The organism is Streptomyces sp. NPDC057623 (assembly GCF_042800355.1).
GTDB lineage: Bacteria > Actinomycetota > Actinomycetes > Streptomycetales > Streptomycetaceae > Streptomyces.
This window is the reverse complement of record NZ_JBHVGZ010000002.1, coordinates 260,602-286,965: the sequence shown is the minus strand read 5'-3', so window position 1 is coordinate 286,965 and position 26,364 is coordinate 260,602. Positions and strand designations below refer to the sequence as shown.

The 26,364-nt window shown below is 69.8% G+C and carries 25 protein-coding genes and 1 pseudogene; 12 read left to right on the top strand and 14 right to left on the bottom strand.

Annotated elements, in window-relative coordinates:
• Nucleotides 1–206: 206 nt before the first annotated feature.
• The 3 genes from ACFU95_RS03455 to ACFU95_RS03445 form a co-directional block, all read right to left on the bottom strand.
• Entirely contained in the window at nucleotides 207–800 is a 594-nt protein-coding gene (locus ACFU95_RS03455; RefSeq protein ID WP_383821043.1) for a GNAT family N-acetyltransferase, read from the bottom strand.
• Nucleotides 801–1,076: 276 nt separating this feature from the next.
• On the bottom strand, nucleotides 1,077–2,204 hold the full coding sequence (locus ACFU95_RS03450; protein WP_383821041.1) for a family 2 encapsulin nanocompartment cargo protein polyprenyl transferase: 1,128 nt from the start codon (nucleotides 2,202–2,204) through the stop codon (nucleotides 1,077–1,079).
• Between the two features lie 153 nt (nucleotides 2,205–2,357).
• Nucleotides 2,358–3,764, bottom strand: coding sequence for a family 2B encapsulin nanocompartment shell protein (locus tag ACFU95_RS03445; protein WP_383821037.1), 1,407 nt, complete (start codon nucleotides 3,762–3,764; stop codon nucleotides 2,358–2,360).
• A gap of 329 nt (nucleotides 3,765–4,093) precedes the next feature.
• Here ACFU95_RS03445 and ACFU95_RS03440 point away from each other — a divergent pair.
• Together ACFU95_RS03440 and ACFU95_RS03435 are read left to right on the top strand one after the other, a co-directional pair.
• Nucleotides 4,094–4,684 (top strand): annotated as a pseudogene (locus ACFU95_RS03440) (N-acetylmuramoyl-L-alanine amidase).
• 37 nt (nucleotides 4,685–4,721) lie between these two features.
• Nucleotides 4,722–5,639, top strand: a complete 918-nt coding sequence (locus ACFU95_RS03435) for a 1-aminocyclopropane-1-carboxylate deaminase/D-cysteine desulfhydrase (protein ID WP_383821034.1) — start codon at nucleotides 4,722–4,724, stop codon at nucleotides 5,637–5,639.
• Here ACFU95_RS03435 and ACFU95_RS03430 read toward each other — a convergent pair.
• On the bottom strand, nucleotides 5,621–7,216 hold the full coding sequence (locus ACFU95_RS03430; RefSeq protein WP_383821032.1) for a Na+/H+ antiporter: 1,596 nt from the start codon (nucleotides 7,214–7,216) through the stop codon (nucleotides 5,621–5,623). The two genes, ACFU95_RS03435 and ACFU95_RS03430, sit on opposite strands and share 19 nt — an antisense overlap.
• A gap of 64 nt (nucleotides 7,217–7,280) precedes the next feature.
• On the opposite strand from ACFU95_RS03430, the gene ACFU95_RS03425 reads away from it, so the two are divergent.
• From ACFU95_RS03425 to ACFU95_RS03415, 3 genes are all read left to right on the top strand, one after another.
• Nucleotides 7,281–7,541, top strand: a complete 261-nt coding sequence (locus ACFU95_RS03425; RefSeq protein ID WP_383821030.1) for a UBP-type zinc finger domain-containing protein — start codon at nucleotides 7,281–7,283, stop codon at nucleotides 7,539–7,541.
• Between the two features lie 249 nt (nucleotides 7,542–7,790).
• A complete protein-coding gene (locus ACFU95_RS03420) occupies nucleotides 7,791–8,204 on the top strand; it encodes an anti-sigma regulatory factor (protein WP_004925829.1) in 414 nt (137 codons plus the stop codon).
• Nucleotides 8,205–8,221: 17 nt separating this feature from the next.
• Nucleotides 8,222–9,352, top strand: coding sequence for an RNA polymerase sigma factor SigF (locus tag ACFU95_RS03415; protein WP_383821407.1), 1,131 nt, complete (start codon nucleotides 8,222–8,224; stop codon nucleotides 9,350–9,352).
• Nucleotides 9,353–9,389: 37 nt separating this feature from the next.
• Here ACFU95_RS03415 and ACFU95_RS03410 read toward each other — a convergent pair whose 3' ends face one another.
• On the bottom strand, nucleotides 9,390–9,842 hold the full coding sequence (locus ACFU95_RS03410; protein WP_383821026.1) for a hypothetical protein: 453 nt from the start codon (nucleotides 9,840–9,842) through the stop codon (nucleotides 9,390–9,392).
• A gap of 311 nt (nucleotides 9,843–10,153) precedes the next feature.
• On the opposite strand from ACFU95_RS03410, the gene ACFU95_RS03405 reads away from it, so the two are divergent.
• Nucleotides 10,154–11,122, top strand: a complete 969-nt coding sequence (locus tag ACFU95_RS03405; RefSeq protein ID WP_383821023.1) for a diacylglycerol/lipid kinase family protein — start codon at nucleotides 10,154–10,156, stop codon at nucleotides 11,120–11,122.
• Nucleotides 11,123–11,443: 321 nt separating this feature from the next.
• Nucleotides 11,444–11,701 (top strand): WhiB family transcriptional regulator, encoded by a 258-nt coding sequence (locus tag ACFU95_RS03400; RefSeq protein ID WP_016639615.1) that lies wholly within the window; start codon nucleotides 11,444–11,446, stop codon nucleotides 11,699–11,701.
• Between the two features lie 221 nt (nucleotides 11,702–11,922).
• Here ACFU95_RS03400 and ACFU95_RS03395 read toward each other — a convergent pair whose 3' ends face one another.
• Nucleotides 11,923–13,389, bottom strand: coding sequence for a sensor histidine kinase (locus ACFU95_RS03395; protein ID WP_383821405.1), 1,467 nt, complete (start codon nucleotides 13,387–13,389; stop codon nucleotides 11,923–11,925).
• A gap of 422 nt (nucleotides 13,390–13,811) precedes the next feature.
• Nucleotides 13,812–14,453 carry a TetR/AcrR family transcriptional regulator gene (locus ACFU95_RS03390; protein WP_383821019.1) on the bottom strand — a complete coding sequence of 214 codons (642 nt, stop codon included), beginning with the start codon at nucleotides 14,451–14,453 and terminating at the stop codon, nucleotides 13,812–13,814.
• 97 nt (nucleotides 14,454–14,550) lie between these two features.
• Between ACFU95_RS03390 and ACFU95_RS03385 the strand changes: the two genes are divergently transcribed.
• Nucleotides 14,551–15,303, top strand: a complete 753-nt coding sequence (locus ACFU95_RS03385) for an SDR family oxidoreductase (RefSeq protein WP_383821016.1) — start codon at nucleotides 14,551–14,553, stop codon at nucleotides 15,301–15,303.
• Between the two features lie 48 nt (nucleotides 15,304–15,351).
• Here the strand turns inward: ACFU95_RS03385 and ACFU95_RS03380 are convergent, their stop codons facing one another.
• Complete coding sequence (locus ACFU95_RS03380; RefSeq protein ID WP_383821013.1) at nucleotides 15,352–16,440, bottom strand: SIS domain-containing protein; 1,089 nt, start codon at nucleotides 16,438–16,440, stop codon at nucleotides 15,352–15,354.
• 232 nt (nucleotides 16,441–16,672) lie between these two features.
• On the opposite strand from ACFU95_RS03380, the gene nagB reads away from it, so the two are divergent.
• Complete coding sequence (gene nagB, locus ACFU95_RS03375; protein ID WP_383821010.1) at nucleotides 16,673–17,458, top strand: glucosamine-6-phosphate deaminase; 786 nt, start codon at nucleotides 16,673–16,675, stop codon at nucleotides 17,456–17,458.
• Nucleotides 17,459–17,616: 158 nt separating this feature from the next.
• On the opposite strand, the gene ACFU95_RS03370 is transcribed toward nagB, so the two are convergent.
• From ACFU95_RS03370 to ACFU95_RS03345, 6 genes are all read right to left on the bottom strand, one after another.
• Nucleotides 17,617–18,147, bottom strand: a complete 531-nt coding sequence (locus tag ACFU95_RS03370) for a hypothetical protein (RefSeq protein WP_383821007.1) — start codon at nucleotides 18,145–18,147, stop codon at nucleotides 17,617–17,619.
• The gene (locus ACFU95_RS03365; RefSeq protein WP_031479464.1) at nucleotides 18,144–18,392 is read right to left on the bottom strand and encodes a helix-turn-helix transcriptional regulator; all 249 of its coding nucleotides are present in this window, start codon (nucleotides 18,390–18,392) and stop codon (nucleotides 18,144–18,146) included. Before ACFU95_RS03365 ends, ACFU95_RS03370 begins: the two co-directional genes overlap by 4 nt.
• Before the next feature lie 60 nt (nucleotides 18,393–18,452).
• Nucleotides 18,453–19,955, bottom strand: coding sequence for a glycoside hydrolase family 3 protein (locus ACFU95_RS03360; protein WP_383821003.1), 1,503 nt, complete (start codon nucleotides 19,953–19,955; stop codon nucleotides 18,453–18,455).
• A gap of 9 nt (nucleotides 19,956–19,964) precedes the next feature.
• On the bottom strand, nucleotides 19,965–20,795 hold the full coding sequence (locus ACFU95_RS03355; RefSeq protein WP_383821000.1) for a carbohydrate ABC transporter permease: 831 nt from the start codon (nucleotides 20,793–20,795) through the stop codon (nucleotides 19,965–19,967).
• Nucleotides 20,792–21,778 carry a carbohydrate ABC transporter permease gene (locus tag ACFU95_RS03350; RefSeq protein WP_383820997.1) on the bottom strand — a complete coding sequence of 329 codons (987 nt, stop codon included), beginning with the start codon at nucleotides 21,776–21,778 and terminating at the stop codon, nucleotides 20,792–20,794. Before ACFU95_RS03350 ends, ACFU95_RS03355 begins: the two co-directional genes overlap by 4 nt.
• A 113-nt stretch (nucleotides 21,779–21,891) precedes the next feature.
• The gene (locus ACFU95_RS03345) at nucleotides 21,892–23,169 is read right to left on the bottom strand and encodes an extracellular solute-binding protein (RefSeq protein ID WP_383820995.1); all 1,278 of its coding nucleotides are present in this window, start codon (nucleotides 23,167–23,169) and stop codon (nucleotides 21,892–21,894) included.
• 309 nt (nucleotides 23,170–23,478) lie between these two features.
• Between ACFU95_RS03345 and ACFU95_RS03340 the strand changes: the two genes are divergently transcribed.
• From ACFU95_RS03340 to mctP, 3 genes are all read left to right on the top strand, one after another.
• On the top strand, nucleotides 23,479–24,243 hold the full coding sequence (locus tag ACFU95_RS03340; RefSeq protein ID WP_383820993.1) for a GntR family transcriptional regulator: 765 nt from the start codon (nucleotides 23,479–23,481) through the stop codon (nucleotides 24,241–24,243).
• Between the two features lie 227 nt (nucleotides 24,244–24,470).
• Entirely contained in the window at nucleotides 24,471–24,734 is a 264-nt protein-coding gene (locus ACFU95_RS03335; RefSeq protein WP_383820990.1) for a DUF3311 domain-containing protein, read from the top strand.
• Entirely contained in the window at nucleotides 24,731–26,341 is a 1,611-nt protein-coding gene (mctP, locus tag ACFU95_RS03330) for a monocarboxylate uptake permease MctP (protein ID WP_383820987.1), read from the top strand. Before ACFU95_RS03335 ends, mctP begins: the two co-directional genes overlap by 4 nt.
• Nucleotides 26,342–26,364: the final 23 nt, after the last annotated feature.

Genomic DNA, 26,364 nt, shown 5'->3' with positions numbered 1-26,364 from the left:
GCGAGGGCGCGCTCGGGTTCACCTTCTTCCGCACGATGGACGCCGAGGCAGGGGGGCCGGCCGACACCGCCGACCGGCGCGCGGAACCGCGCCGTCCCCCTTCACCCGGTCCATGCGCGGCGGCCTCGGGAGGCCATGGAGTTGCACCGCGTGGACCGGTCGCGGTGACGGTCGTGCCCGGGAAGCAGGTCGCGGGCTACCTGGGCTCAGCCGCGCGGCTCGCGCCACATCGGCCACATCCGGGGGCCGTCCGGGAGGTCGAGGGGCTGCCCCTCCAGCTCGAAGCCGAGGCGCTCGTACAGCTTCCGGCTGCGTTCGCTGGTCGCCTCCAGATAGGCGGGCAGGCCCTCCCGGTCACAGCGGTCGAGGGCCGCGTTGATGAGCGCGGTGCCGTGCCCCTCGCCCTGGCGCTCGGGCGTCGTGGCGATCATCCACAGGTACGCGTGCGCGCGGCCCACCGGGTGGATGCCGTCCGTCAGCCGGCCGATCAGCTCTATGCGCTCGTTCTCCGGGTCGACGGCCTCCCGCAGGCGCGCGGGCCCTTCGTCGTCGTGGTCCTGCTCGTCGGCCGGTACGGACAGCCACATCGCGCACGCCGTGCCGTCCTCGGTGAGGTCGATACGGCCCTCGGCGCCCACGATGTCGGCGAACGCGGCCATGAGCCTGGGATGGGCGGTCCGGCGGTACTCGGCGCCGGGGAACACCCAGCCGCTGACCAGATCGTCCTGGAAGGCCGCGTCCAGCAGCCGGACCACCAGCTCCCGGTCCGCTTCGCCCGCCGTCCGAATCGCCACGCCCATTTCTCCCCGCCCCTTCGCGTCAACTGGGCTTGATCGTAGGGCGATGCGGGCGCGCGTGGCGTCCGTGAGCCGAGTTTGTCGAGATCCGATCGGCGCACGCGGGGGCGAGCCCCGCACACCGTGGGGATGTGCGGGACCCGCCGGTCCGGAGCCGCTCGGCGGCCGTACGGGGTCAGGAACCGTACGGCCCCGAGGGCTCCGGGGTCTTCTCAGTCGTCGGCCTGAGCCGCTTCGGGCGTTACGGCCGTCGGTCGCCGCGTCCTCGTTCACCGCGGTTCAGTTGCTGCGCCGTGTCACGAACTCGGCCAGTGCCAGCAGTCCGCCCGCCTCCTCCGGATCGGGCACCGCGCGGGCCAGTTCCTGTATGGCGTGGGCCATCCGCTCGGCTGCCTGGGTCTGCGCCCAGTCGCGACCGCCCGCCCGCTCGACGGCGAGCGCGGTCCGCTGCAAGTCCTCCCCGGCGTAAGGCGCTTCGTACAGCGCGGCCAGTTCCGCCGCCGCCGGACCACCGGAGGTCAGCGCGGCGACGACCGGCAGGGACTTCTTGCGGGCGGCGAGGTCCGCGCCGGCCGGCTTGCCGGTGCGGCTCGGGTCGCCCCATATACCGATCACGTCGTCGATGAGCTGGAAGGCGAGCCCGGCCTCCCGGCCGAACGCGTCCAGCGCGTCCACGTCCTCGTCCGCCGCGTTCGCGTACAGCGCGCCCAGGGCGCAGGCGCACCCCAGCAGCGCACCGGTCTTGGCCTCGGCCATGACCAGCACCTCGTCGAGTCCGACCTCGCCGGGACCCCGCTTCTCCATCGCCGTGTCGGCCTGCTGGCCTGCACACAGCTCGACGACACAGGTCGCGAGGCGGACGGCGGCCGCGGAGGACGCCGGGTGCGGGTCCTCGGCGAGCAGCCGCAGGGCCAGCGCCTGGAGGGCGTCCCCGCCGAGGATCGCGTCGGCGTCGCCGAACACGGTCCAGGCGGTGGGCCGGTGCCGCCGGGTGGTGTCCCGGTCCATCACGTCGTCGTGCAACAGCGTGAAGTTGTGGACCAGTTCGACCGCCACCGCCGCCCGTACGGCCGCCGCCCGTGCCCTCGGTCCGCCGAGCGCGGCGGCCGCGGTGAGGACGAGCGCGGGACGGATCGCCTTGCCCGCGCTGCCCGCCGCGGGAGTGCCGTCCGCGTGCTCCCAGCCGAAGTGGTAGCGCGCGATCCGCCGCATGGAAGGCGGCAACGACTCCACGGCGGCGCGCAGTTCGGGGTCGACCGTCGCCCTCGCGCGCTCCAGGATCACCGCCGCCTCGGGCCCGTCGAGTGGACCCGGACTGCCGTCCCCGTCGGTCGCGATGGGCGTCCGCCTTTCGAGCGTCTCGGTGGACGGCCGCGCCCCTGCGGGGCGCTGCTGCGTCTCCGTCATGAACTCACCCATGGCATCGCCTCGGAGAGTCTGCGGACAGTGGCCCTTCCGCTACGGCTGGGCGCCTACCCGAAGGGTCTACCCAAGCGCGGGACACCGGACACGGCGCACCGCCGGCGAGAGGTCGGGCGGAGGGGGCCCGGGCGGGCAGGGTCACCGCCAGCGCCCGATCTCGACGTTCTCCAGCACGCCGAGGGCGTCCGGCACCAGGACCGCGGCCGAGTAGTAGGCGGTCACCAGGTACTTGATGACGGCCTGTTCGTTGATGCCCATGAAGCGGCAGGACAGGCTCGGCTCGATCTCGTCCGGGATGCCCGCCTGCTGGAGCCCGATGACGCCCTGCTCCCCCTCACCCGTACGCATGGCGATGATCGAGGTCGTACGGGCGTCGGTGACCGGGATCTTGTTGCACGGGTAGATCGGCACACCGCGCCAGGTGGGGATGCGGTTGCCGGCGATCTCGATCGTCTCGGGAACGAGCCCGCGCTTGTTCAGCTCACGCCCGAACGCGGAGATCGCGCGCGGGTGGGCGAGGAACAGCTTGGTGCCGCGCCGCCGGCAGAGCAGCTCGTCCATGTCGTCGGGGCTGGGTACACCGTCGTGCGGCTGGAGCCGCTGGTCGTACTCGCAGTTGTTGAGCAGGCCGAACTCCCGGTTGTTGATGAGTTCGTGCTCCTGGCGCTCCTTCAGCGCCTCGACCGTCAGCCGCAGCTGCTGCTCGGTCTGGTTCATCGGCTGGTTGTACAGGTCGGCCACGCGCGTGTGGATGCGCAGCACGGTCTGGGCGATGCTCAGTTCGTACTCACGGGGCCGCGCCTCGTAGTCGACGAAGGTGTGCGGGATGTCCGGCTCGCCGCTGTGACCGGCCGCGAGGTCGACCTCCTTCTCGCCGTACTTGTTGGTGCGCTGCGAGGGGATCGCCCGCAGCTGCTCCAGGTGCGCGCTCAGCGACTCGGCGCGCTCCGCGACCCGTTCGACGTCCTGGCGGGGCAGCACGAGCACCGTGCAGGCGGTGACCGCGCGGACCGTGTACTCCCAGATGGCGTCGGAGTCGAGCAGTGCCTGCTCACCGAGGTAGGCGCCGTCGGCGAGGACGCCCAGGGACTCGTCCTCCCCGTAGGGGCCGGTGCCGAGCTTCTCCACCCTGCCGTGCGCCAGCAGGTACACCTCGTCGGTCCGGCCGCCGAACGAGGCGATCACGGAGCCCGCCGTGAACTCCCGCTGCTGGCAGCGCTGGGCGAGCTCCGAGAGCACGTCCTCGTCCTCGTACGACCGCAACGCCGGCAGTTCGGTCAGCTCGGCCGGGATGACCTCGACACGGTCACCCGTCTTCACGAACGTGATGCGCCCGTCCCCCACGGCGTAGGTCAGACGCCGGTTCACCCGGTACGTGCCGCCCTGCACATTCACCCAGGGCAGCATGCGCAGCAGCCAACGGGAGCTGATCTCCTGCATCTGGGGTGCGGACTTGGTCGTGGTGGCCAGGTTCCGCGCGGCCGCCGTGCCGAGACTCTGCTGCGGCTGGCCCTGCTCGCTGCGGACCTCTTCGCCTACCGACATAAGGAATTGCCCTCCCGGTCATGCCCCGACGCCGCTCTGGCGCCGCACATCGCGATCTCCACGACCGAGCCTTGCATTACTGAGGGTGCCGGTGCTATTACCCGAAAGAGCGGGAATGGATCACCGTCGACTGGGCAAATAGGGGGACCTTGTCCAGTCGTCACGCCGACTCGCGCGAACACGACGGTCGTCCCGAACGCGACACGCCGCTTGTCCGAAACCCATCGCACCCCGTGCGAGGCGAGGAGTCCCCTCTGCCCGTTCTCGGTAAAGCACCGATACGAGGCGGCCGCGCACGGCGGCCGGCGTCCGGCGTGAAGGAGGCGGCCATGGCCTCACCCATGTCCGCGAGCAGGTTCCTGGAGAGACTTGAGGCGGAGGGCGCGACGGTCGTCGAGGTCGGCGACTAGGAGCACCACAACCGCAACCATGTGGGCCCGTGGGGCCCCGTCCACGGCGTGATGATCCACCACACGGTGACCAAGGGCAGCGCGCACACGGTGGAGCTCTGCCGCAACGGCTACGAGGGGCTGCCGGGCCCGCTCTGCCACGGCGTCATCACCAAGGACGGCAGGGTCCACCTGGTCGGCTACGGCCGCGCCAACCACGCCGGTCTCGGCGACGACGACGTCCTGCGCGCGGTCATCGCGGAGACGGCCCTGCCTGCCGACAACGAGGCCAACACCGACGGCAACCGCCACTTCTACGGCTTCGAGTGCGAGAACCTGGGTGACGGCGAGGACCCGTGGCCGGAGCCCCAGCTGGAGGCGATCGAGCGGGTCTCGGCGGCCGTCTGCCGCCATCACGGGTGGACGGAGCGCTCGGTGATCGGGCATCTGGAGTGGCAGCCCGGAAAGGTGGACCCGCGCGGGTTCACGATGGCGTGGATGCGCGAACGGATCCGGGAGCGCTTGCGGTAGAGCGGCCGGGGCCACGGGGCCGGGCGACAATGGCCAGGTGACCAGCCCCGATCTCACGGCCCTGCGCCCCCGGCTCCCCTCGCCCGTGCAGGAGTCCGCGGACGAGCGCTTCACGCGGCACGGCGTCCGTCTGCTCCTCAAGCGCGACGACCTGATCCACCCGGAGCTGATCGGCAACAAGTGGCGCAAGCTCGCGCCGAACCTGACGGCCGCGGCAGGCCGTACGGTCGTCACGTTCGGCGGCGCCTACTCCAACCACCTGCGCGCCACCGCCGCCGCGGGCCGCCTCCTCGGGATCCCCACGGTCGGCGTGGTCCGCGGCCAGGAGCTGGCCGACCGCCCCCTCAATCCGTCGCTGACGCATTGCGTGGCCGACGGCATGCGGCTCCATTTCGTCGACAGGTCGACGTATCGCCGCAAGTCCGAGCCAAAAACGCTGGCGGCCGTCCTGAGCGCGGCGGGTGCGCGGGGGGCGTACGTCGTCCCGGAGGGCGGCAGCAACGCCCTCGCCGTACGCGGGTGCCGGGCGCTCGGCGAGGAGCTGCGCGGGCTGGCCGACGTGGTCGCGGTCGCGTGCGGCACGGGCGGCACGCTGGCGGGCCTGGCCGCCGGGCTCGGCCCCGGCCGGCTGTCCCTGGGCGTTCCCGTCCTCAAGGGCGGCTTCCTGGCCGACGACATACGGGAGCTGCAGGCCGAGGCGTTCGGCGGGCCGCGGGGCGACTGGCGGCTCGACGAGCGGTTCCACTTCGGCGGTTACGCCCGTACGACACCGGAGCTCGATGCCTTCGCCGAGGACTTCGAGGAACGGCACGGGGTGCCCGTGGAACGTCTCTATGTCGCCAAGTTGCTGTACGGGCTTGTCGCTCTCGCCGAGGAGGGTGCCTTCCGTCCCGGCACGACGGTCGCGGCCGTCGTCACCGGGGCCCCGTTCGCCCCTCACGCCGCCTCCCGATAGGCGGCCGCCTCCTCCAGGTCCAGCCTGCGCAGCAGCGTCCGCAGCATCTCGTCGTCGATATAGCGGCCGTCCCGCAGCTTCACGAACACCGCGCGCTCGGCGCCGATGACCTCGCGGGACAGCCGCCGGTAGGTGTCGTCCACGGACTCGCCGGTGACGGGATTGGCCTGGCCCAGCCGTTCCCAGACGGAGTTGCGGCGCCGTTCCAGGACCGCTCGCAGACGCTCGGCGAGGGGGTTGGGAAGGGCGTTGCGTTCGTCGGCGAGGAGTTCCTCCAGGCGGCGTTCGGCGGCCCGGGAGGCCTGCGCCTGGGCGTTGGCCTCGGCGAGGGTCTCGGCCCGCAGGTCCCGGCCGGGGAGCTTCAGCAGGTGGATCAGGGGCGGCAGCGTCACGCCCTGGACGACGAGCGTGCCGATGACCGTCGTGAAGGTCAGGAAGAGGATGAGGTTGCGCTCGGGGAACTCCTCGCCGCCGTTCACCGTGAGCGGGATCGAGAAGGCGATGGCCAGCGAGACCACGCCGCGCATCCCGGCCCAGGAGATGATGAACGGCGCCTTCCAGCTCAGGCCGCCCTCGCGTTCCCTGATCCGCGCCGACATCATGCGCGGCAGGAACGTCGCCGGATACACCCACACGAACCGCGAGACGACGACCACGAGGAAGACGGCGACCGCGTACCAGGCGGCGCGACCGCCCTCGTACTCCCCGAGGCCCTTCAGGACCACCGGCAGTTGCAGTCCGATCAGCGCGAACACCGCCGACTCCAGCACGAACGCGACCATCTTCCACACCGCCTCCTCCTGGAGCCGGGTGGCGAAGTCGACCTCCCACGCGCGGTGTCCGAGGTACAGCGCGACGACCACGACCGCCAGCACTCCGGAGGCGTGCACCTGCTCTGCGGCCGCGTAGGCGACGAACGGGATCAGGAGGGAGAGCGTGTTCTGGAACAGCGCTTCCTTCACGTGCGTGCGCAGCCAGTGGATCGGCACCATCAGCACCACCCCGAACCCGATGCCGCCGACCGCCGCGAGCAGGAACTCGCCGATCCCGCCGGCCCAGGTGGCGCCCTCGCCGACGGCGGCCGCGAGAGCGACCCGGTACGCGGTGATCGCGGTGGCGTCGTTCACCAGGGACTCGCCCTGGAGGATCGTGGTGATCCGGGACGGCAGGCCCACCCGGCGCGCGACCGCCGTCGCCGCGACCGCGTCGGGCGGCGCCACCACCGCGCCCAGCACCAGCGCCGCCGTCAGCGGCAGATCCGGTACGACGAGGTAGGCGGCCCAGCCGACGGCGAAGGTCGCGAAGAGGACGTACCCGACCGACAGCAGCATCACGGGCCGCATCTGAGCGCGCAGATCGAGATACGAGCTGTCCGTCGCCGCACTGTGCAGCAGCGGGGGCAGGACCAGCGGCAGGACGATGTGCGGGTCGAGGGTGTACTCGGGCACTCCTGGCAGGTACGACACGGCGAGCCCGGCGGCGACCAGCAGCAGCGGCGCCGGCACGGGCGACCGCCTGGCGGCCGCGGCCACGGCGGCGCTCCCCGCCACCAGCAACAGCAGCGGCATCACGTCCATGCTTCTCGCCCGCCCCTCGTTTTTTCCGCGCGGCCATCCTCGCCGCCGTCGTAACCTGGCAATCATGAAACAGTGCACGCACGCCGACGCGCTGCCGCTCCCGGAACCCGTGGCGCTGAACGAGACGTGTCCGGAGTGCCTGGCGGAAGGCATGCACCCCGTACAACTGCGGCTCTGTCTCAGCTGCGGGCACGTCGGCTGCTGCGACTCCTCACCGGGGAGGCACGCCACAGAACACCACAAGGAATCCGGTCACCCGGTGATGCGGACCTTCGAGCCGGGCGAGGAATGGCGTTGGTGCTTCGTCGACCACGTACTCGTGTGACCCTGGATCCGGACGGTTCGACCGTCTGACGTCTGGGTACGTCAACCCGGCGCGCGCTCTTCCCAATTGGAGCCGCAGACCCCTAGACACGGAGCGTATCCACAGGTTTACTGTGAGTGACGGCAAGGGGTTGGGGTCCTGGGGACAGGAAAGTTCAGAGCGCGATAGCGTCACCGCTGAACCACACATCGCGTTACCCCGGGGGGCGACCCTCGGCCCCGAGAAGCTTGTACCACCTTGGAGGTGAGGGTGTCCCAGATCGCAGGCGAGCCCGCGACCCAGGACTTCGTGGAAGTCCGGCTGCCGGCCGCGGGTGCCTACCTGTCGGTGCTGCGTACGGCGACTGCCGGCCTCGCGGCCCGTTTGGACTTCACCCTCGACGAGATCGAGGACCTGCGCATCGCGGTGGACGAGGCCTGCGCGATCCTGCTTCAGCAGGCCGTGCCCGGCTCGGTGCTCAGCTGTGTCTTCCGACTCGTCGACGACTCGCTGGAGGTCACCGTCTCGGCCCCGACCACGGACGGCCATGCCCCCTCCAGGGACACCTTCGCCTGGACCGTCCTGTCGGCCCTCGCGGGCAAGGTCTCCTCCGCCGTGGACGAGGACAAAACCGTTTCGATCAGCCTCTACAAACAGCGCGGCGCGGGACCCGGGCCGGCGTGAGGAACGGGGACGGGCCGGTGCGGGACGAAGAGCGCGGCACACGGGAGCTGCCGGACGGCGCTGCCCCCTGCTCGGACGGAGCCGAGATCATGGGGGCGGGCCCGAGCGGTCCGAGCGGTTCCCGACGCATGACGGACGGCATCGACGCCATCCCCGAGCAGGCCCGGCCACACCCGGAGGACGACTCCGTGGAGGCCGGCTTCCTGGCCGACGGACGGGATGACGAAGGTGCCGTGCAGGGCGCGCCTCTGGGCGGGCGGATCGGGGTCTCCCCAGTCCGCGTGGAGGCGAGGGCTCGGGAGAGGGCAACGGGCGGGACGATGAGCGAGCACCAGCGAAACGCCGAGGACGAGGCGACGAGCGCGCACAGCGTGCCGGCCACGCGGCACGACCCCCAGGACCGCAGCGGGGCGCGCGCCATGTTCATCGAGCTGCGCAAGCTCCAGGACGGCAGCACCGAGTACGCGGAACTGCGCAACCGGCTGGTCCGGATGCACCTGCCGCTCGTCGAGCACCTCGCGCGCCGCTTCCGCAACCGCGGCGAGCCGCTCGACGACCTCACCCAGGTCGCCACCATCGGCCTGATCAAGTCGGTCGACCGCTTCGACCCGGAGCGCGGCGTCGAGTTCTCGACGTACGCGACCCCGACGGTGGTCGGCGAGATCAAGCGTCACTTCCGCGACAAGGGCTGGGCGGTCCGCGTTCCGCGCAGGCTCCAGGAGCTGCGCCTCGCCCTGACGACGGCCACGGCCGAGCTGTCCCAGCAGCACGGCCGCTCCCCCACGGTCCATGAACTCGCCGAGAAGCTGGCGATCTCGGAGGAGGAGGTCCTGGAGGGCCTGGAGTCCGCCAACGCGTACTCCACGCTGTCCCTGGACGTCCCCGACACGGACGACGAATCCCCGGCGGTCGCGGACACCCTCGGCGCGGAGGACGAGGCGCTGGAGGGCGTCGAGTACCGCGAGTCGCTGAAGCCGCTGCTCGAAGACCTCCCGCCGCGCGAGAAGCGGATCCTGTTGCTGCGCTTCTTCGGCAACATGACCCAGTCGCAGATCGCGCAGGAGGTCGGCATCTCCCAGATGCACGTGTCCCGGCTGCTGGCGCGCACACTGGCGCAGCTACGGGAAAAGCTCCTGGTGGAGGAGTGACGGCCGACTCGGAGCCGAAGCCGCCGAACCGCTGCCGCTACCGCTGCTTCTGATCAGGCGCGTTACCGGGCCCCCGGATCCCGAGGGCCTGGGTCGTCTCCTGGTTGATCAGGAACACGAGCGTGGCGATCGCGACCATGGCGAGCGCGATGCCCGCCGGAATCGCGATGCTGTCGGCCTGGAGCAGGCTGTAAGCCACCGGCAGGGCCAGAATCTGCGTGATCACGGACGGCCCACGACTCCAGCTGCGCTGAGCGAAGAGGCCCCGCGCGGCGAGCAACGGCAGCAGGGCGAGAACCACCAGCGTCACCCCGAGGGTGACGGCCTGCTGCCGATCGTCCGGATCCCCGGCGAGCCCCAGCACGAGCACCCAGACACCCCCAACGGCGAGCCCCAGCCCTTCCAGCGCGGTGAGTACCGCCGCATACGTCAGCCGCCGCGGACGCGGACCGGCGGTTTCCGGGGTGGTGGGGGTCTGCTCCTTGGTCACCCCTGAAGGGTAGCCCTCCGCACTACCGCCCTCCCGCCTGCACCTGCTGACGCGGCCCGCGCCATCTCAGCCCGTCCGGGGTTTGAGGACGAGGCCCCTCGAGGGCCGAGAGAAGAGGGGCCTTCAAAGCGGGGTCTGGGGGCGGCAGCCCCCAGCACGGCCCGCGCCGACACCGCCACCCCTCAGCGGACGGCATCGACAACCGCGGCTCGAGCGACGGAGTCCCCCGTGTCGAGGCTCACGCCCGATCTCTTACTAGATCCCCACCTCGACCTGTGCCCGGGTACCCCCCAGTAGGTACGCTGCCACTCATGCGTGCACTTCTCGTGGTCAATCCGGCAGCAACCACCACAAGCGCACGTACGCGCGATGTCCTGATCCATGCGCTCGCCAGCGAGATGAAACTCGAGGCGGTCACCACCGAGTACCGCGGCCACGCACGCGACCTCGGCCGACAGGCCGCGGACAGCGACGACGTCGACCTGGTGGTCGCCCTCGGCGGCGACGGCACGGTGAACGAGGTCGTCAACGGACTGTTGCACAACGGCCCCGACCCGGACCGCCTCCCCCGCCTCGCCGTGGTCCCCGGCGGCTCCACCAACGTCTTCGCCCGCGCCCTCGGCCTGCCCAACGACGCCGTGGAGGCGACCGGCGTCCTGCTCGACGCCCTGCGCGAAGGCAGGGAACGTACGGTCGGCATGGGTATCGCGGCAGGCACACCGGGTACCGAGGACGAGGCCGTGCCGGGCCGGTGGTTCACCTTCTGCGCGGGGCTCGGCTTCGACGCGGGCGTGATCGGCCGGGTCGAGCAGCAGCGAGAGCGGGGCAAGAAGTCCACGCCCGCGCTTTATTTGCGCCAGGTGGTGCGCCAGTTCCTCCAGGAGCCCAACCGCCGGCACGGCACGATCACCCTGGAGCGTCCGGGCCAGGACCCCGTGACCGATTTGGTGCTGTCCATAGTCTGCAACACCGCTCCATGGACGTATCTGCTCAATCGTCCTGTGTACGCGGCACCTAAGGCTTCGTTCGATACCGGCCTCGATGTACTCGGTCTCAGCCGCATGTCCACGGTCGCGGTTGCCCGGTATGCGACCCAGTTGCTCACTTCGTCCCCCGACCGTGGGGCCCACGGCAAGCATGCCGTCACCCTCCACGACCTGGACCAGTTCACCTTGCATTCGAAGGTCCCGTTGCCCCTTCAGATGGACGGCGACCACCTCGGGCTGCGTACGAGCGTGACGTTCACAGGCGTACGCCGTGCACTGCGTGTGATTGTGTGAGCGGAACGGGCTAAAGTCCTTTCACTCGAACGTTTAGGCCAGGATCCACCCCATGGAAGTACGGCTGTGACCTAGTCGACACCGAGGAATCAAAAAAAACTTTCCGGAAGGGGTTGTATCCGTCGCTGAGGTTTGCGAGTCTCTACATGGCGATCGGGACGGCCCGCAACACCAGCCTCCACGGATCACCGGAATCCCCCTTCAAATCACAGGACCCACGCCAGGGAACCTGGCGGTAGGCCCTTCACTTGTTGAGGGATTCGTGAAAGCGTTCACATTCACAAGCAACCTGCAAGTAATATTCAAGGAGAGGTAGCAGCCATGGACTGGCGTCACAACGCCGTTTGCCGCGAGGAAGACCCCGAGCTCTTCTTCCCCATCGGCAACACCGGTCCTGCGCTGCTGCAGATCGAGGAAGCCAAGGCCGTCTGCCGTCGCTGCCCGGTAATGGAGCAGTGCCTGCAGTGGGCGCTCGAGTCCGGCCAGGACTCCGGCGTCTGGGGTGGTCTCAGCGAGGACGAGCGCCGCGCCATGAAGCGCCGCGCCGCCCGCAACCGGGCCCGTCAGGCCTCCGCCTGACACACCCGCCCCGCTACAGCCTGAGCTTGGCGGCGCGTACAGCGAGTACGCATCTCCCGCCCCCGAGCCGCAGCGCGCAGTACCCCCGATGCGCTTAGCGATTGCAGAGCAGCAACGAGCACTGGCCCTGGACCACATGGTCCAGGGCTCTTTGCTGTGTACGGCACCGGGACCATGTGTGCGCGTGGACCACTTCGGCGCTCGAACAGCTTCCGCGTGGACTACTTCTGCGTGCGCACCGGGATGTCCAGGATCACCCTGGTCCCCCGCTCCGGCGCCCTGACCATGTCGAACGTGCCGCCCAACTCGCCCTCCACCAGGGTCCGTACGATCTGGAGGCCGAGATTGCCGGCGGTATGCGGATCGAAGCCCTCGGGCAGACCCACGCCGTCGTCCTGCACGGTGACCAGGAGCCGGGCCTGCTGGGTCGTACCGCCACGGACCGCCGAGACCTCGACCGTGCCGGTGTCACCCTCGCGGAAGCCGTGTTCCAGGGCGTTCTGAAGGATTTCGGTCAGGACCATCGACAGCGGGGTGGCGACCTCGGCGTCGAGGATGCCGAAGCGGCCGGTGCGCCGGCCGGCGACCTTGCCGGGCGAGATCTCGGCGACCATCGCCAGCACCCGGTCGGCGATCTCGTCGAACTCCACACGCTCGTCGAGGTTCTGGGAGAGCGTCTCGTGCACGATCGCGATCGAGCCGACCCGCCGTACCGCCTCTTCGAGGGCTTCGCGGCCGCGGTCGGACTCGATGCGCCGGGCCTGGAGGCGGAGCAGGGCGGCCACCGTCTGGAGGTTGTTCTTGACCCGGTGGTGGATCTCCCGGATCGTCGCGTCCTTAGTGATCAACTCGCGCTCGCGGCGGCGCAGTTCGGTGACGTCCCGGAGCAGTACCAGTGAACCGATGCGCGTGCCCTTGGGCTTGAGCGGGATCGCCCGGAACTGGATGACGCCGTCGCCCGACTCGATCTCGAACTCACGCGGCGCCCAGCCGCTGGCGACCTTGGCGAGCGCCTCGTCCACCGGGCCGTGGGTCGGGGCGAGTTCGGCGGTGGTCTTGCCCAGGTGGTGGCCGACGAGGTCGGAGGCGAGGCCGAGGCGGTGGTAGGCGGACAGCGCGTTCGGGGAGGCGTACTGGACGATGCCGTCGGCGTCGACACGGATCAGGCCGTCGCCGACGCGCGGCGAGGCGTCCATGTCGACCTGCTGATTGGCGAACGGGAACGCGCCGGCCGCGATCATCTGCGCGAGGTCCGAGGCGCTTTGGAGGTACGTCAGCTCCAGCCGGCTCGGGGTGCGGACGGTCAGCAGGTTGGTGTTGCGCGCGATGACGCCCAGGACGCGCCCGTCCCGTCGTACCGGAATCGACTCGACGCGGACCGGCACCTCCTCGCGCCATTCGGGGTCGCCCTCCCGCACGATCCGGCCCTCGTCGAGCGCGGCGTCCAGCATCGGGCGGCGGCCGCGCGGGACGAGGTGGCCGACCATGTCGTCCTGGTACGAGGTCGGGCCGGTGTTGGGCCGCATCTGCGCGACGGAGACATAGCGGGTGCCGTCGCTGGTGGGGACCCACAGGACGAGGTCGGCGAAGGAGAGGTCGGAGAGCAGCTGCCACTCCGAGACCAGCAGGTGGAGCCACTCGAGGTCGGAGTCGTCGAGGGCCGTGTGCTGGCGTACGAGTTCGTTCATGGAGGGCACGTGGCCGAGCGTACCTGGCGGTACGGAGATCGTTCGAAACCAGCCACTACAGGAGGCGATCCGGCCCCGGAAACACCCGCGGGCCGCGGCGCCTGAGAGGGACCCTCAGCCCTCCCGGCACCGCAGCCCGGAGCAACATCGGCCGTGGGGTGTGCGGTCCCGGTCGGCCGAAGGATGAGGAGCCGGGGCAGTCAGGGCAGAGAGCTCCGGTTCCTCGGTCCGTCTTCCTGTGCGGGGAAGACGGAAGTCGGTGCGTTCTCGTACTACGCACTCCCCGCAATTGTGGACTAGACCACTCTCGTGTGTCCATGCGTTGAAGCCTGTTTGCTGTTGACGCTTCTTCGCGGGCCCCGACCAGTTGGAGTACTAGTAGGACGCCCTGGTATCCAACACGCAGCCTAACCCGTGTGGGTTCATGTGCGGGGCCAGTTGGCCATGGCAATTTCCGCGAGCGCCTCCAGTTCCTCCCGGCTCGCCCCGTCGCGCGCCTGTTGTGACATGCCCTGGATCATCGCGCCGGCATGCCGGGCGAGGGCGGCGGTGTCGACCTCGGCGGGGAGGACGCCGGTGGCGACATCCGCTTCGATACGGCTCCGGATGGCGGCGATGTTGGCGTTGCGCCGTTCTCGCAGCGACTCCTCCACCTCGGGCGTCGAGCAGTTGGTCGCGGCGTGGACGATCAGGCAGCCGTGCGGACGGGTCGGGTCGGTGTATTCCGACGCGGCCTCGTGCAGCATCCGCCCCACGGCGGCACGGGCGGTGGGTTCCTCGGCGAGGGCGCGATCACCGAAGGCGCCGTACCGCACGCCGTACTCGCGGACGGCCTCCTCGAAGAGGGACTGCTTGTCACCGAAGGCCGCGTAGAGGCTCGGGGCTCCGATGTCCATGACGCGTGTGAGGTCGGAGACGGAGGTCGCCTCGTATCCGTGCTCCCAGAAAGCGCGGATCGCCTTCTCCAGGGCGGTCTCGCGGTCGAAGGAGCGGGGGCGGCCGCGGGGTTTGGATGCCGGACGGGCCGTCGCCCCGGCCCCCTCGCTCTCCTTGTTGCTCACCATGGAGTGCATTTTATAGCGGGCGCTAGACAAATGTCAGCGGCGTGATCTACGGTCATTTCTGTAACGACCGCTAGGTAAATGCGAAGGGGGCGCCGGCATGGGTGCGCTTGCGGGCAGGACGGCTCTGGTCACTGGGGCGAGCAGGGGGATCGGGCGTGGGATCGCCGAGCGACTGGGGCGTGACGGCGCGCGGGTCGGCGTGCACTACGGCAGGAGCGAGGCGGCGGCGAAGGAGACGGTGGCCGCGATCGAGGCGGCCGGCGGCTCGGCGTTCACGATCGGCGTCGAACTGGGGGCGCCGGGAGACGCCGAGGCGCTGTGGGAGGAGTTCGACCGGCACGCGGACGGGCTGGACATCCTCGTCAACAACGCGGGGATCGGCACGTCGTCACACCTCGGGCAGATCGAAGAGGAGGAGTACGACAGGGTCTTCGCGGTGAACGTGAAGGCGCCCCACTTCATCGTCAAGCACGGCCTCGGCCGGCTGCGGGACGGCGGCCGGGTCGTCAACATCTCCTCGGGCCTGGCACGCACCGCGGCGATGCCGGACAAGATGGCGTACGCCATGACCAAGGGGGCGCTCGACGTCTTCACGCGGGACCTGTCCAAGGTGCTGGGCAGCCGCGGAATCACGGTGAACTCGGTGGCGCCCGGGATCATAGACACGGACAACACCGCCGAGTTCCTGCATGGCACCGAGGGCGGGTGGGCCCAGGCCGAGGCATATTCGGCACTGGGCCGGGTGGGGACACCGGCCGATGTGGCGGACGTGGTGGCGTTCCTGGCCTCGGACGCGGGCCGATGGGTGACCGGGAGCTGGGTGGACGCGACCGGGGGGTCACTGACGTAGCGGCCCTGCCGAAAGGCACCAGGGATGCGGCGCTCGGAGCGCCCGCGCTCAGCGCGTCTCCGTCACCTTCGCCAGGGCGCGCGGCGCGTCCGGGTCCTGCCCCCGGGCGATGGTGACCTCGTACGCCAGGAGCTGGAGCGGGAGGATCTCCAGGATCGGCTGGACCTCCTCGGCCACTCCCTCGGTGGGCAGGACGAAGCCGGCTGAAGCCTGCTCGACCTGGTGCCGGGCGCCGATGACGACCAGGTCGGCTCCACGGCCGCGGAGCCGGTCGAGGACGGGCTGGAGCACCTCGCCGCCCTTGCCGTCGGTGACGACCGCGATGACCGGGGAGACGTTGTCGACCATGGCGAGCGGGCCGTGCAGGAGGTCTGCGCCGGAGTAGGCGAGGGCTGGGATGTAGCTGGTCTCCATCAGCTTGAGGGCGGCTTCCTTGGCCGTGGGGTAGCCGTAGCCACGGGAGGTGATCACCATGCGTTCGGCGAAGCGGTAGCGGGCGGCGAGAGCGCGGATCTCGTCCTGCCGGGCGAGTGTCTGCTCGGCGAGGTCCGGGAGTGCCTCGGCGGGGGCGCCGTCGCCGCCGCGCAGCCCCTCGACGAAGAGATACAGGGCGAGAAGGGAGGCCGTATAGGTCTTGGTCGCGGGGAGGGCCCTCTCCGGTCCGGCCATGATGTCGAGGTGGTACTCGGAGACGGCGGCCAGCAGAGAGTCGGGGTTGTTGGTCACCGCGAGGGTGATCGCGCCGGCCTCGCGGGCGGCCCGGGTCGAGGCGACCAGGTCCGGGGAACCACCGGACTGACTCACGGTGATGACGAGGACGTCGGCGAGGTCGGGGCGGGCGCCGTAGGCGGTGGTGGTCGACATCGAGGTAAGACCGCAGGGCAGGCCGAGGCGGATCTCCAGCAGGTACTTGGCGTAGAGCGCGGCGTTGTCGGAGGTGCCACGGGCGGTGAGCAGGACGAAGCGGGGTGCGCGGGCGGCGATCTCCCGGGCGACCCGGCGGATGACGGGGGCGCCGTGGGAGAGGATCCGGCGCAGCACGGCGGGCTGTTCGGCCATCTCGCGGGCCATGATCAGGCCGGGCAGTTCGTTGTGCGGGGCGTGGGGGTCCGGAGGGTATGGGGTCGTGGCGGTCATGGGGCCCCTTTCCTGCTCTCGCGCTCGTCGTGCCGGGCCGGGCGTCCGGCGCTTCGGACGGACAGTCTCCATTCCACTCCCCCACGCGGGATGACGCCTTCCCGACGGGCTCCCGAAATGTCCGCGAGGCTTCCGTTCACCTGGGCCGCGGGACTCCGCTCTGTTAGATTGGTCTAAACCACATGCCCCTTCAGGGTGCCCTTGAAGTCCCTCTTCAGATCGGCAGGCCAGCGTGGAAGTTGTCATCGTTCCGGACGCCAAGGCGGGTGGCGAGCTGATAGCCGAGGCCATGGCCCAGCTGCTCGGGCGCAGGCCCGACGCCCTGCTCGGCGTGGCCACCGGGTCGACACCGCTCCCCGTCTACACGGCGCTCGCGGCCAAGGTGCGCGCCGGCGCCGTGGCCGTCGCGAGGGCGCGGATCGCGCAGCTCGACGAGTATGTGGGCCTGCCCGCCGAGCACCCGGAGTCGTACCGGTCGGTGCTGCGCCGGGAGGTGCTGGAGCCGCTCGGGATCGGGATGGACGCGTTCATGGGGCCGGACGGTACGGCCGAGGACGTCCAGGGGGCCTGCGCGGCCTATGACGCGGCGCTGGCCGCGGCCGGGGGCGTTGATCTGCAGTTGCTCGGGATCGGGACCGACGGGCACATCGGGTTCAACGAGCCGTGCTCGTCGCTGGCCTCGCGGACGCGGATCAAGACGCTGACCGAGCAGACCCGGGTCGACAACGCGCGGTTCTTCGACGGCGACATCGAGCAGGTGCCGCAGCATGTCATCACGCAGGGGATCGGGACGATTCTGGAGGCGCGGCATCTGGTGCTGCTGGCCACCGGGGAGGGGAAGGCGGACGCGGTCGCCGCGACCGTCGAGGGACCGATCGCGGCCGTCTGCCCGGCCTCGGCGCTGCAACTGCACCCGCATGCCACGGTCGTTGTCGACGAGGCCGCCGCGTCCAAGCTGAAGCTGGCGGACTACTTCCGGCACACGTACGCCAACAAGCCGGACTGGCAGGGGATCTAGGCGACGGCCCGGGCCAGGGTGCGGCGCATGGACCGTCCAGGAGACCGTCCATGCGTACGGCGGGCACCCGCATCCGCATCCGCGTCGGGGAGCCCGCCGTGCGCTGCGCCCGGCTCTGCGCCGGACCTGGCCCGGTTCCCGCCGGGTACGAGCTGCCCCTAGAGGACGGCCGGCTCGTCCTCGGTCGGCTCGTCCTGGGCGGTCAGGCCGGCCACCCAGAGCGGCATCAGCCAGTGGGCCACGAGGACGGTGGCGAGGACGGGTGCCGCGTAGAAGCGGAGGGCGTCGCCGTCGGCAGCGCCCGCCGCGAGCAGGCCGGCGACGGATCCGGCCAGCAGCCAGGTCATCAGGCGGTGGGCGCGGGCGAGCACCCGCATGCGCTCCGCCGACTGGCGCTCGTCCAGGGCGCGTTCGCGTAGTTCCAGCAGGCCGCGGGTGGCGCCGTTGATCACGCCGGTCGCCGTCATCCAGGGCAGCATGAGCACCGCGGCGACGGCGGCGGGCCACACCGGCTCGGCCCGCGCGAGGCAGAAGTAGCCGGTCAGCGCCACGATGGCCACGGTGAGTGTGACGTGCGCGGCGACGACCAGCCGGCGGCGCTTGGTGGTGGCGTACAGCGGGCGCCCTCGGCGGTCGTTCATCAACCGCAGCATGCTCCGGTCGTAGCGCGTCAGCTGTGTGGGCGTCATGACTGTTTCCTCCCGTAGACCTCATCCGTGAGCGGGCGGAACGGTTCGAGGGAGAACAGGGCCTCGACCGGCAGATCGAAGAACTTCGCGATCTTCAAAGCCAGGTCGAGGCTCGGGTTGTACTGCCCCCGCTCGATATAGCCGATGGTCTGGTAGTGGGCTCCCACTGCCTCGGCCAGGCTCTGGCGCGACACCTTGCGTTCGGCACGCACCATCGCCAACCTGTTGTGCACCTGCTCGCTCATGTATAAGAAGTACTACATTCGAGGGCACAGCTGCAACAGCTAAGGTCGCGCTGGGAGGGCTCACGCCCCGGCGATGACCTCCGCCGCGGCGAGCCCGCACACGCGTGCCGCGCCATGTGTGGCGAGGTGCAGGGCGCCGCGGGGCTTCGCCTGTGGCACGCCCATCTCGACGACGATCGTGTCCGGGCGGGCCCGCAACAGGGTGTCGAGCGCCGTTGCCATCCAGGGGTGGCGGTGTTCGTCACGGACCACGGCCACCACTCGGCGCCCGCCGGCCGCTTCCAGGACCGCACGGCCGGCGTCCTCACCCGTGTAGCTGCCGGTCTCCGTGCCGGGCAGCAGCCGGGCCAGTTCGGCGGCGACGCCCCACGGTGTCTCGTCACCGACCGCGATGTTCGCGACCGGAGTGAAGGCGGCGACATAGGGCGGTTCGGTGAGAGGGGTGAAGGCCCCCTCACCTGCCGCGCCGGTCACCCGCAACGCGCGCCGGGCCGCGACGAGGCCCACGTCCGTCCGGCGGTCGCCGTCGGTCGCCGGTGCCGCGGTCGCCGTCCAGCGGGCCAGCTCTCGGACCCGTTCCGCGGCCTCCGCCAGTCGCTCCTCGGGGAGTTCGCCCGAGCGGACCGCCCCGACCAGGGCGTCGCGCAGGCGTCGTACCGTCTCGTCGTCGGCCAGGCCGCCGCCCACGCAGATCGCGTCGGCGCCGGCCGCGATGGCGAGGACGCTGCCGCGTTCGATGCCGTAGGTCGCCGCGATGGCCTGCATCTCCATGCCGTCGGTGACGATCAGGCCGGTGTAGCCCAGGTCGCCGCGGAGGAGGTCGGTCAGGACCGGGCGGGAGAGGGTCGCCGGGTGGTCGGGGTCCAGGGCGGGGACGAGGATGTGCGCGCTCATCACCGCCCTCGTGCCGGCGGTGATCGCCGCGCGGAACGGGGAGAGTTCGCGGTCGGCCAGCACCGAGGTGTCCGCGTCGATGCGGGGCATGGCGTGGTGGGAGTCGACCGCCGTGTCGCCGTGGCCCGGGAAGTGCTTGGTGCAGGCCGCCACTCCCGCCGACTGGAGGCCGGTGACGTAGGCCGCGGTGTGGCGGGCGGCCAGGGCGGTGTCGGCGCCGAAGGAGCGGACGCCGATGACCGGGTTCGAGGGGTTGGAGTTCACGTCGGCCGACGGGGCCCAGTTGAGGTTCACCCCGCAGGCGGCGAGGCGACGGCCCAGTTCGGACGCCACCTCCCGCGTCAGCTCCACGTCGTCCACGGCGCCCAGGGCGTGGTTGCCGGGGAAGGAGGAGCCGGTGCGCACCTCCAGGCGGGTGACGTCGCCGCCCTCCTCGTCGATCGCGACGAGCACGTCGTCCCGCTCGGCGCGCAACTGGGCTGTCAGGGCGGCCAGTTGCTCGGGCGAGGCGATGTTGCGGCCGAACAGGCCGACGGAGGCGAGGCCCTCACCGAGGCGGCGCAGCAGCCAGTCGGGGGCGGTGGTGCCGGTGAAACCCGGTTGAAGGACCGTCAGCGCATCGCGCGTGAGCCCGTCTTTCGAGGTCGTACCGCTGGCGAATGTCGTCATCGCTTTGCGTTATCCCTTCACCGCGCCGGCCGTCAGTCCGCTGACAGCCCTGCGTTGCAAGAAGACGAAGAGGACCAGGATCGGAATGGCGAAGAGGGAGGACGCCGCCATCGTGGCGCCCCAGTCGTTGCCGAAGGCGGTCTGGAAGCTGGACAGCCACAGTGGCAGGGTCTGTGCCTCCGCCTCCTTGTTCAGCACCAGGACCAGAGGGAATTCATTCCATGCGGTGATGAAGCCGAAGAGCGAGGTGGACATCAGGCCCGGCGCCAGCAGCGGCAGGATGACCTTGCGGAACGCCTGGGACCGGGTGCAGCCGTCGACCATCGCGGCCTCCTCCAGCTCCCGGGGCACGGCGGCGACGAAGCCGCGCAGCGTCAGGATGGTGAAGGGCAGGATCATCATCATGTAGAAGACCGTGAGCGGCACGAGGCTGTTCAGCATCGACGCGTCCCGCACGATCATGTACATCGCGATGATCATGACTTCCCACGGTGCCATCTGGGCCAGCATGAAGCCGATGACGAAGCCCCGCCGCCCCTTGAACCGCATCCGGGCCAGCGCGAAGGAGCCCGCGAGCGCGACGACCAGGGCGAGACCGACCGCGCACAGCGTGACGATCAGCGAGTTGGAGACGTACGTCCAGAAGTGGTCGACGCCGGTCGCCTTCCTGAAGTGCTCGAAGGTGATGTCGGTCGGGAACCAGACCGGGTCCCGCGAGATGATGTCGCCGGTCGGCTTGAAGGCCGTGGAGAACATCCAGTACACGGGGAAGACGAAGCCGATGAACAGGACGACGGCCGTGACATTGGGCCACAGGCGGCCGAAGAGCGAGCGCTTCACAGCTCGTCCTCCTCTTGCTTGAGCACGATCCGCAGGTAGTAGGCGGTGAGGCCGAGCAGGATCAGGATGGTCAGGACGGCGATCGCCGCACCCATGCCGTAGTGCTGGTTGCCGACGCCCTCGATGTAGGCGTAGACGGGCAGGATCTCGGTGAGCCGGTCGGGGCCGCCGCCGTTGATGGTGAAGACCTGCACGAACGCCTTGAAGACCCAGATGATCTCCAGGAAGGTCGTGGCGTAGAGGAAGGGGCGCAGGAACGGCAGCGTCACCGTGGTGAAGCTCTTCCAGGCGCCCGCGCCGTCCAGCGCCGCGGCCTCGTACAGCTCGCCCGGGATGGTGGTCGTAGCGGCGTAGAGGTTGATCGCGACGAACGGGATCGACATCCAGACGATCAGCAAGGTGACCACGAAGAACGTCGACATCTGGCTGCTGGTCCAGCTGTAGTCGGCCATCGAGTGCCAGCCCAGCTTGTCCAGGACCCAGTTGACGACGCCGAATCGCTGCGCGAACAGCCACTGGTAGACGGTGCTCGCGGCGACCACGGGCATCGCCCAGGCCAGCACGAGCCCGACCAGCAGCATGACCCGCATCCGTCGGCCGAGGCGGGCGAGCAGCAGGCCGACCAGGGCGCCGATGACCATGATCAGGACGACGTTGACCGCCGTGAACAGGATCGAGCGCAGGGTGACGCGCCAGAAGTCCTCGCCGGTGAGGACCTCCTTGTAGTTGTCGATGCCGTTCCACTCGGTGACGTGCTGGATCAGCTGCGCCATGTTGAGGTTCTGGAACGACAGCAGGACGTCCTTCAGCAGCGGCCAGCCGAGCAGCAGCACGGTGGCCGCGCAGGCCGGCAGCAGCAGGAGGTACGGGGTGAGCGCGCCCGCGCGGAACGCGGCTCGGGGCCGCGGGCCGGCGGACCCGCTCTCATCCCTCTTGGTCACGTCCACCGGGCCGGAGGGCGGCCGTTCGGTCTGCACGGTCATGCTCGCGATCTCTCTTCTCGACCTACGTACGTAGACCCGCGTGCGGTCGCCGGGGCGGGGGCGGCATGCGCATCCCCGCCCCGGCGCGAACACCGGCGCCTTACTGCTGCTGCTTACTGCTGCTGCGACAGGCGCTTGTTGAACTCGTCCTCGACCTGCTTGGCGGCCTCGGCCGGCGACTTACCGTTCAGCACCGCGGTCATGTACGTCTTGATCGGGTTGGGCGCGTTCTCCACGGCGGCCCACTCCGGGATCAGCGGCGTGGTGCCACCGCCCGCGGCGGCCGGCGCGGCGGCCTCGGCGACGGCGTTGCCCTTGAGGTTGGTCTGCAGCGACTCCTTGTTGGGGATGACGCCGTTGAGCTTGGCCAGCTCGCCCTCGTACTGGTCGGACAGGGCGATCCTCAGGAACTCCTTGGCCAGCTCCTGCTTCTCGCTGCCCGCGGCGACCGCGAGGTTGGAACCGCCGAGGAAGACGCCCTCGGGCTTGTCGGCCGTGGCACCCGGGATGGTGAAGTAGCCGATCTCCTTCTCGATCTTCGGGTTGGCCTTGATGGCGATGCCGGCCTCCCAGCCCATGCCGATGAAGGCACCGACGTCGCCCTTGCCGAAGACCTCGCCCTGCTGCGGGGTGGCCTCGTCCTTGTCCTTGGGGGCCTTGGACAGCGCCTGGAACTTCTTGTACGTCTCCATGGCGGCGGCGATCTTCGGGTCGTCGAGGTTGGAGACGTACTTGTCGCCGTCCTTCTTGACCAGTTCGGCGCCCTCACCGATGGTCAGGCCGACGAAGTGGTACCAGTTCTGGCCCGGCAGGTAGATGGGCTCGGCGTCGGTCTTCTCGCCGATCTGCTTGAGGTCGGCGTAGAACTCGTCGCGGGTCTTGGGGGTGTCCTTGATGCCCGCCTCGGCCCAGACCTTCTTGTTGTAGAGGACGACGCGGTTGGCGAAGTACCACGGGGCGGCGTACTGCTTGCCGTCGTAGATGGACGACTCGTTGAGGGACGCGGTCCAGTCGGCGCCGATCTCGGTCTTGAGGTCGGCGAGGTCGGCGAGGCCGCCGGTCTTGGCGTAGGCCGGGGTCTGGGTGTTGCCGATCTCGAAGACGTCCGGCGGGTTCTCCTCCGACAGGGCGGTGGTCAGCTTCTGCTGGATGCCGTTCCACTGCTGGATCTCGAACTTGACCTTGGCCTTGGTCTTCTTCTCGAAGGCCGCGGCGACGTCCTTCTGCCACTGGTCCGGGGAGGAGCCGTCCATCACCCACACCGTGAGCGTCTGGCCCGCGTACCCGTCCGCCCCGGCCTTGTCCCCGCCGTCGCCGTTGTCGCCCCCACACGCCGCCAGGGAGATCATCATGCCCGCGACACCGATCGCGGATATCAGCTTGCGCTTCACGCCACCCTCCTCAGGGATGCCCACACCTCCCCCGCCAACGGGCCGGGACCTGGACCAATGGTGTAGACCAGTAGGGGGAGCTTGGACCAGGCCACGAAGCGTGTCAAGGGTGGCCGAATAGCCCCTGACCAGCCGTTATGGGACCTACATATGCAGGAACCTTTAAGTAAGAAGGCAGCGAAAAGACCGACGCCGGAGTACTCTCGTCCGCTAGACCACATGCAGCTGTGGACTAGACCAAAAGAGGCGGGCGACGGTATACAGAAGGGATCACGATGTGACCCGCATCCGGAGCCGGGAAGGCAGACCATGAGTACCGATGTCAGCAGTGCGGAGAACGAGGGTGGGGCAGGCGTTCGTACCGCGCGCGTGCCCAAGTACTACCGCCTGAAGAAGCACCTGCTCGACATGACGGAGACGCAGTCGCCCGGCACGCCGGTCCCGCCCGAGCGCACCCTGGCCGCCGAGTTCGACACCTCGCGCACGACCGTGCGCCAGGCCCTCCAGGAGCTGGTCGTCGAGGGGCGCCTGGAGCGCATCCAGGGCAAGGGCACGTTCGTCGCCAAGCCGAAGGTCTCCCAGGCGCTCCAACTCACCTCGTACACCGAGGACATGCGCGCCCAGGGCCTGGAACCCACCTCGCAGCTGCTGGACATCGGCTACATCACCGCCGACGACCGCCTCGCCGACCAGCTCGACATCACCGCCGGCGGCCGGGTGCTGCGCATCGAGCGACTACGCATGGCGAACGGCGAGCCGATGGCCATCGAGACCACCCATCTGAGCGCCAAGCGCTTCCCGGCCCTGCGCCGCTCCCTGGTCAAGTACACCTCCCTCTACACCGCGCTCGCCGAGGTCTACGACGTCCATCTCGCCGAGGCCGAGGAGACCATCGAGACCTCCCTGGCCACGCCGCGCGAGGCCGGCCTGCTCGGCACCGACGTGGGCCTGCCGATGCTGATGCTGTCCCGCCACTCGCTGGACCGGCAGGGGCAGCCGGTGGAGTGGGTGCGGTCGGTGTACCGGGGGGACCGGTACAAGTTCGTGGCGCGGCTCAAGCGGCCGCAGGATTAGCCCCCTTGCGGTGGCGCACGCGGTGTAGCGCTTCCCCTCTTCCTGTTCTACGTTCCTCCCGTCGCCGCATGGACGGGAGGACTTGCCGATGCATCACGACCGTACGGCTGCCGTGCACACCAATCCTCCACATCCGATATGCGGACAGGGTCTTCCGCTGTAGTTGCACCGTCACCTACATTGCCCGGGCGTTTCACAGGTGATCAGTGAGGGGACGGAGCCGTCAGATGTCAGATGCCCCAGAGGTGAACAGAGGGGTGGTGACACCGGTGCGTGTCGTCATCGCGCTCTGTCTCGTCGCGCCCTTCGTGGCGATGTTGTGGGTGGGTTCGTACGCCAAGACCGACCCGGAGCTGGCCGGCATCCCGTTCTTCTACTGGTACCAGATGCTGTGGGTCCTGATCTCCACCCTGCTGACGATGGTCGCGTACAAGCTGTGGCAGCGTGACCAGCGCGCGCGTGCCTCCCAGAAGGGCGGTGCGTCGGAATGAACGACGGCGTGAACGGCGTCGCGCTCGGCGTCTTCATCTTCTTCTTCCTGGCCGTGACGGTCATGGGCTTCCTGGCCGCGCGCTGGCGCAAGGCCGAGAACGAGCACAGCCTCGACGAATGGGGCCTGGGCGGCCGGTCGTTCGGCACCTGGGTGACCTGGTTCCTGCTCGGCGGCGACCTGTACACGGCGTACACCTTCGTCGCCGTACCCGCGGCGATCTACGCGGCGGGCGCGGCGGGCTTCTTCGCGGTGCCCTACACGATCCTCGTCTACCCCCTGATCTTCACGTTCCTGCCCCGCCTGTGGTCGGTCTCCCACAAGCACGGCTATGTGACGACCTCGGACTTCGTGCGCGGGCGCTTCGGCTCGAAGGGCCTGTCGCTGGCCGTGGCCGTCACCGGTCTCCTGGCGACCATGCCGTACATCGCGCTCCAACTCGTCGGCATCCAGGCGGTGCTGGACGTGATGGGCGTGGGCGGTGGCGAGAACACGAACTGGTTCATCAAGGACCTCCCCCTCCTCATCGCCTTCGGTGTGCTGGCGGCGTACACCTACTCCTCGGGGCTGCGCGCCCCCGCGCTGATCGCGTTCGTCAAGGACACGCTGATCTACATCGTCATCGCGGTGGCGATCATCTACATCCCGATCAAGCTGGGCGGGTTCGACGAGATCTTCACGGCGGCGAACGAGAAGTACACGGCGGCCAAGGCCGGCGGCCTGGTGCCGCCCGAGGCGGGTCAGTGGACGTACGCCACGCTGGCGCTGGGCTCGGCGCTCGCGCTGTTCATGTACCCGCACTCGATCACCGCGACGCTCTCCTCCAGGAGCCGTGAGGTGATCCGCCGCAACACCACGATCCTGCCGCTGTACTCCCTCATGCTCGGCCTGCTCGCCCTGCTGGGCTTCATGGCGATCGCGGCCGGGGTCAAGGCCACCAACCCCCAGCTGGCGATCCCGCAGCTCTTCGAGGACATGTTCCCGGCCTGGTTCGCGGGCGTCGCCTTCGCGGCGATCGGCATCGGCGCCCTCGTCCCGGCCGCCATCATGTCCATCGCGGCCGCGAACCTCTTCACCCGCAACATCTACAAGGACTTCATCAAGCCGGACGCCACGCCCGCGCAGGAGACCAAGGTCTCCAAGCTGGTCTCGCTGCTGGTGAAGGTGGGCGCCCTGGCCTTCGTCCTCACCATGGACAAGACGGTCGCGATCAACTTCCAGCTCCTGGGCGGCATCTGGATCCTGCAGACCTTCCCGGCCCTGGTCGGCGGCCTGTTCACCCGCTGGTTCCACCGGTGGGCGCTGCTGGCCGGCTGGGCGGTCGGCATGGTCTACGGCACGGTCGCCGCGTACGGCGTCGCCTCGCCGACGCAGAAGCACTTCGGCGGCTCGTCGAAGGAGATCCCGGGCATCGGTGAGATCGGCTACATCGGCCTCACGGCGTTCGTGCTCAACGTCGTCGTCACGGTGGTCCTGACCTTCGTCCTGAAGGCCGCGAAGGCCCCGGAGGGCATCGACGAGACCAAGCCCGAGGACTACACGGCGGACGCGGGCGACGCGGGCGTCCAGGTGGAACTGCCGCCGGCCACGGCGGGCACCTCCCACTGAACCACGTGACATCGGCAGGCCGT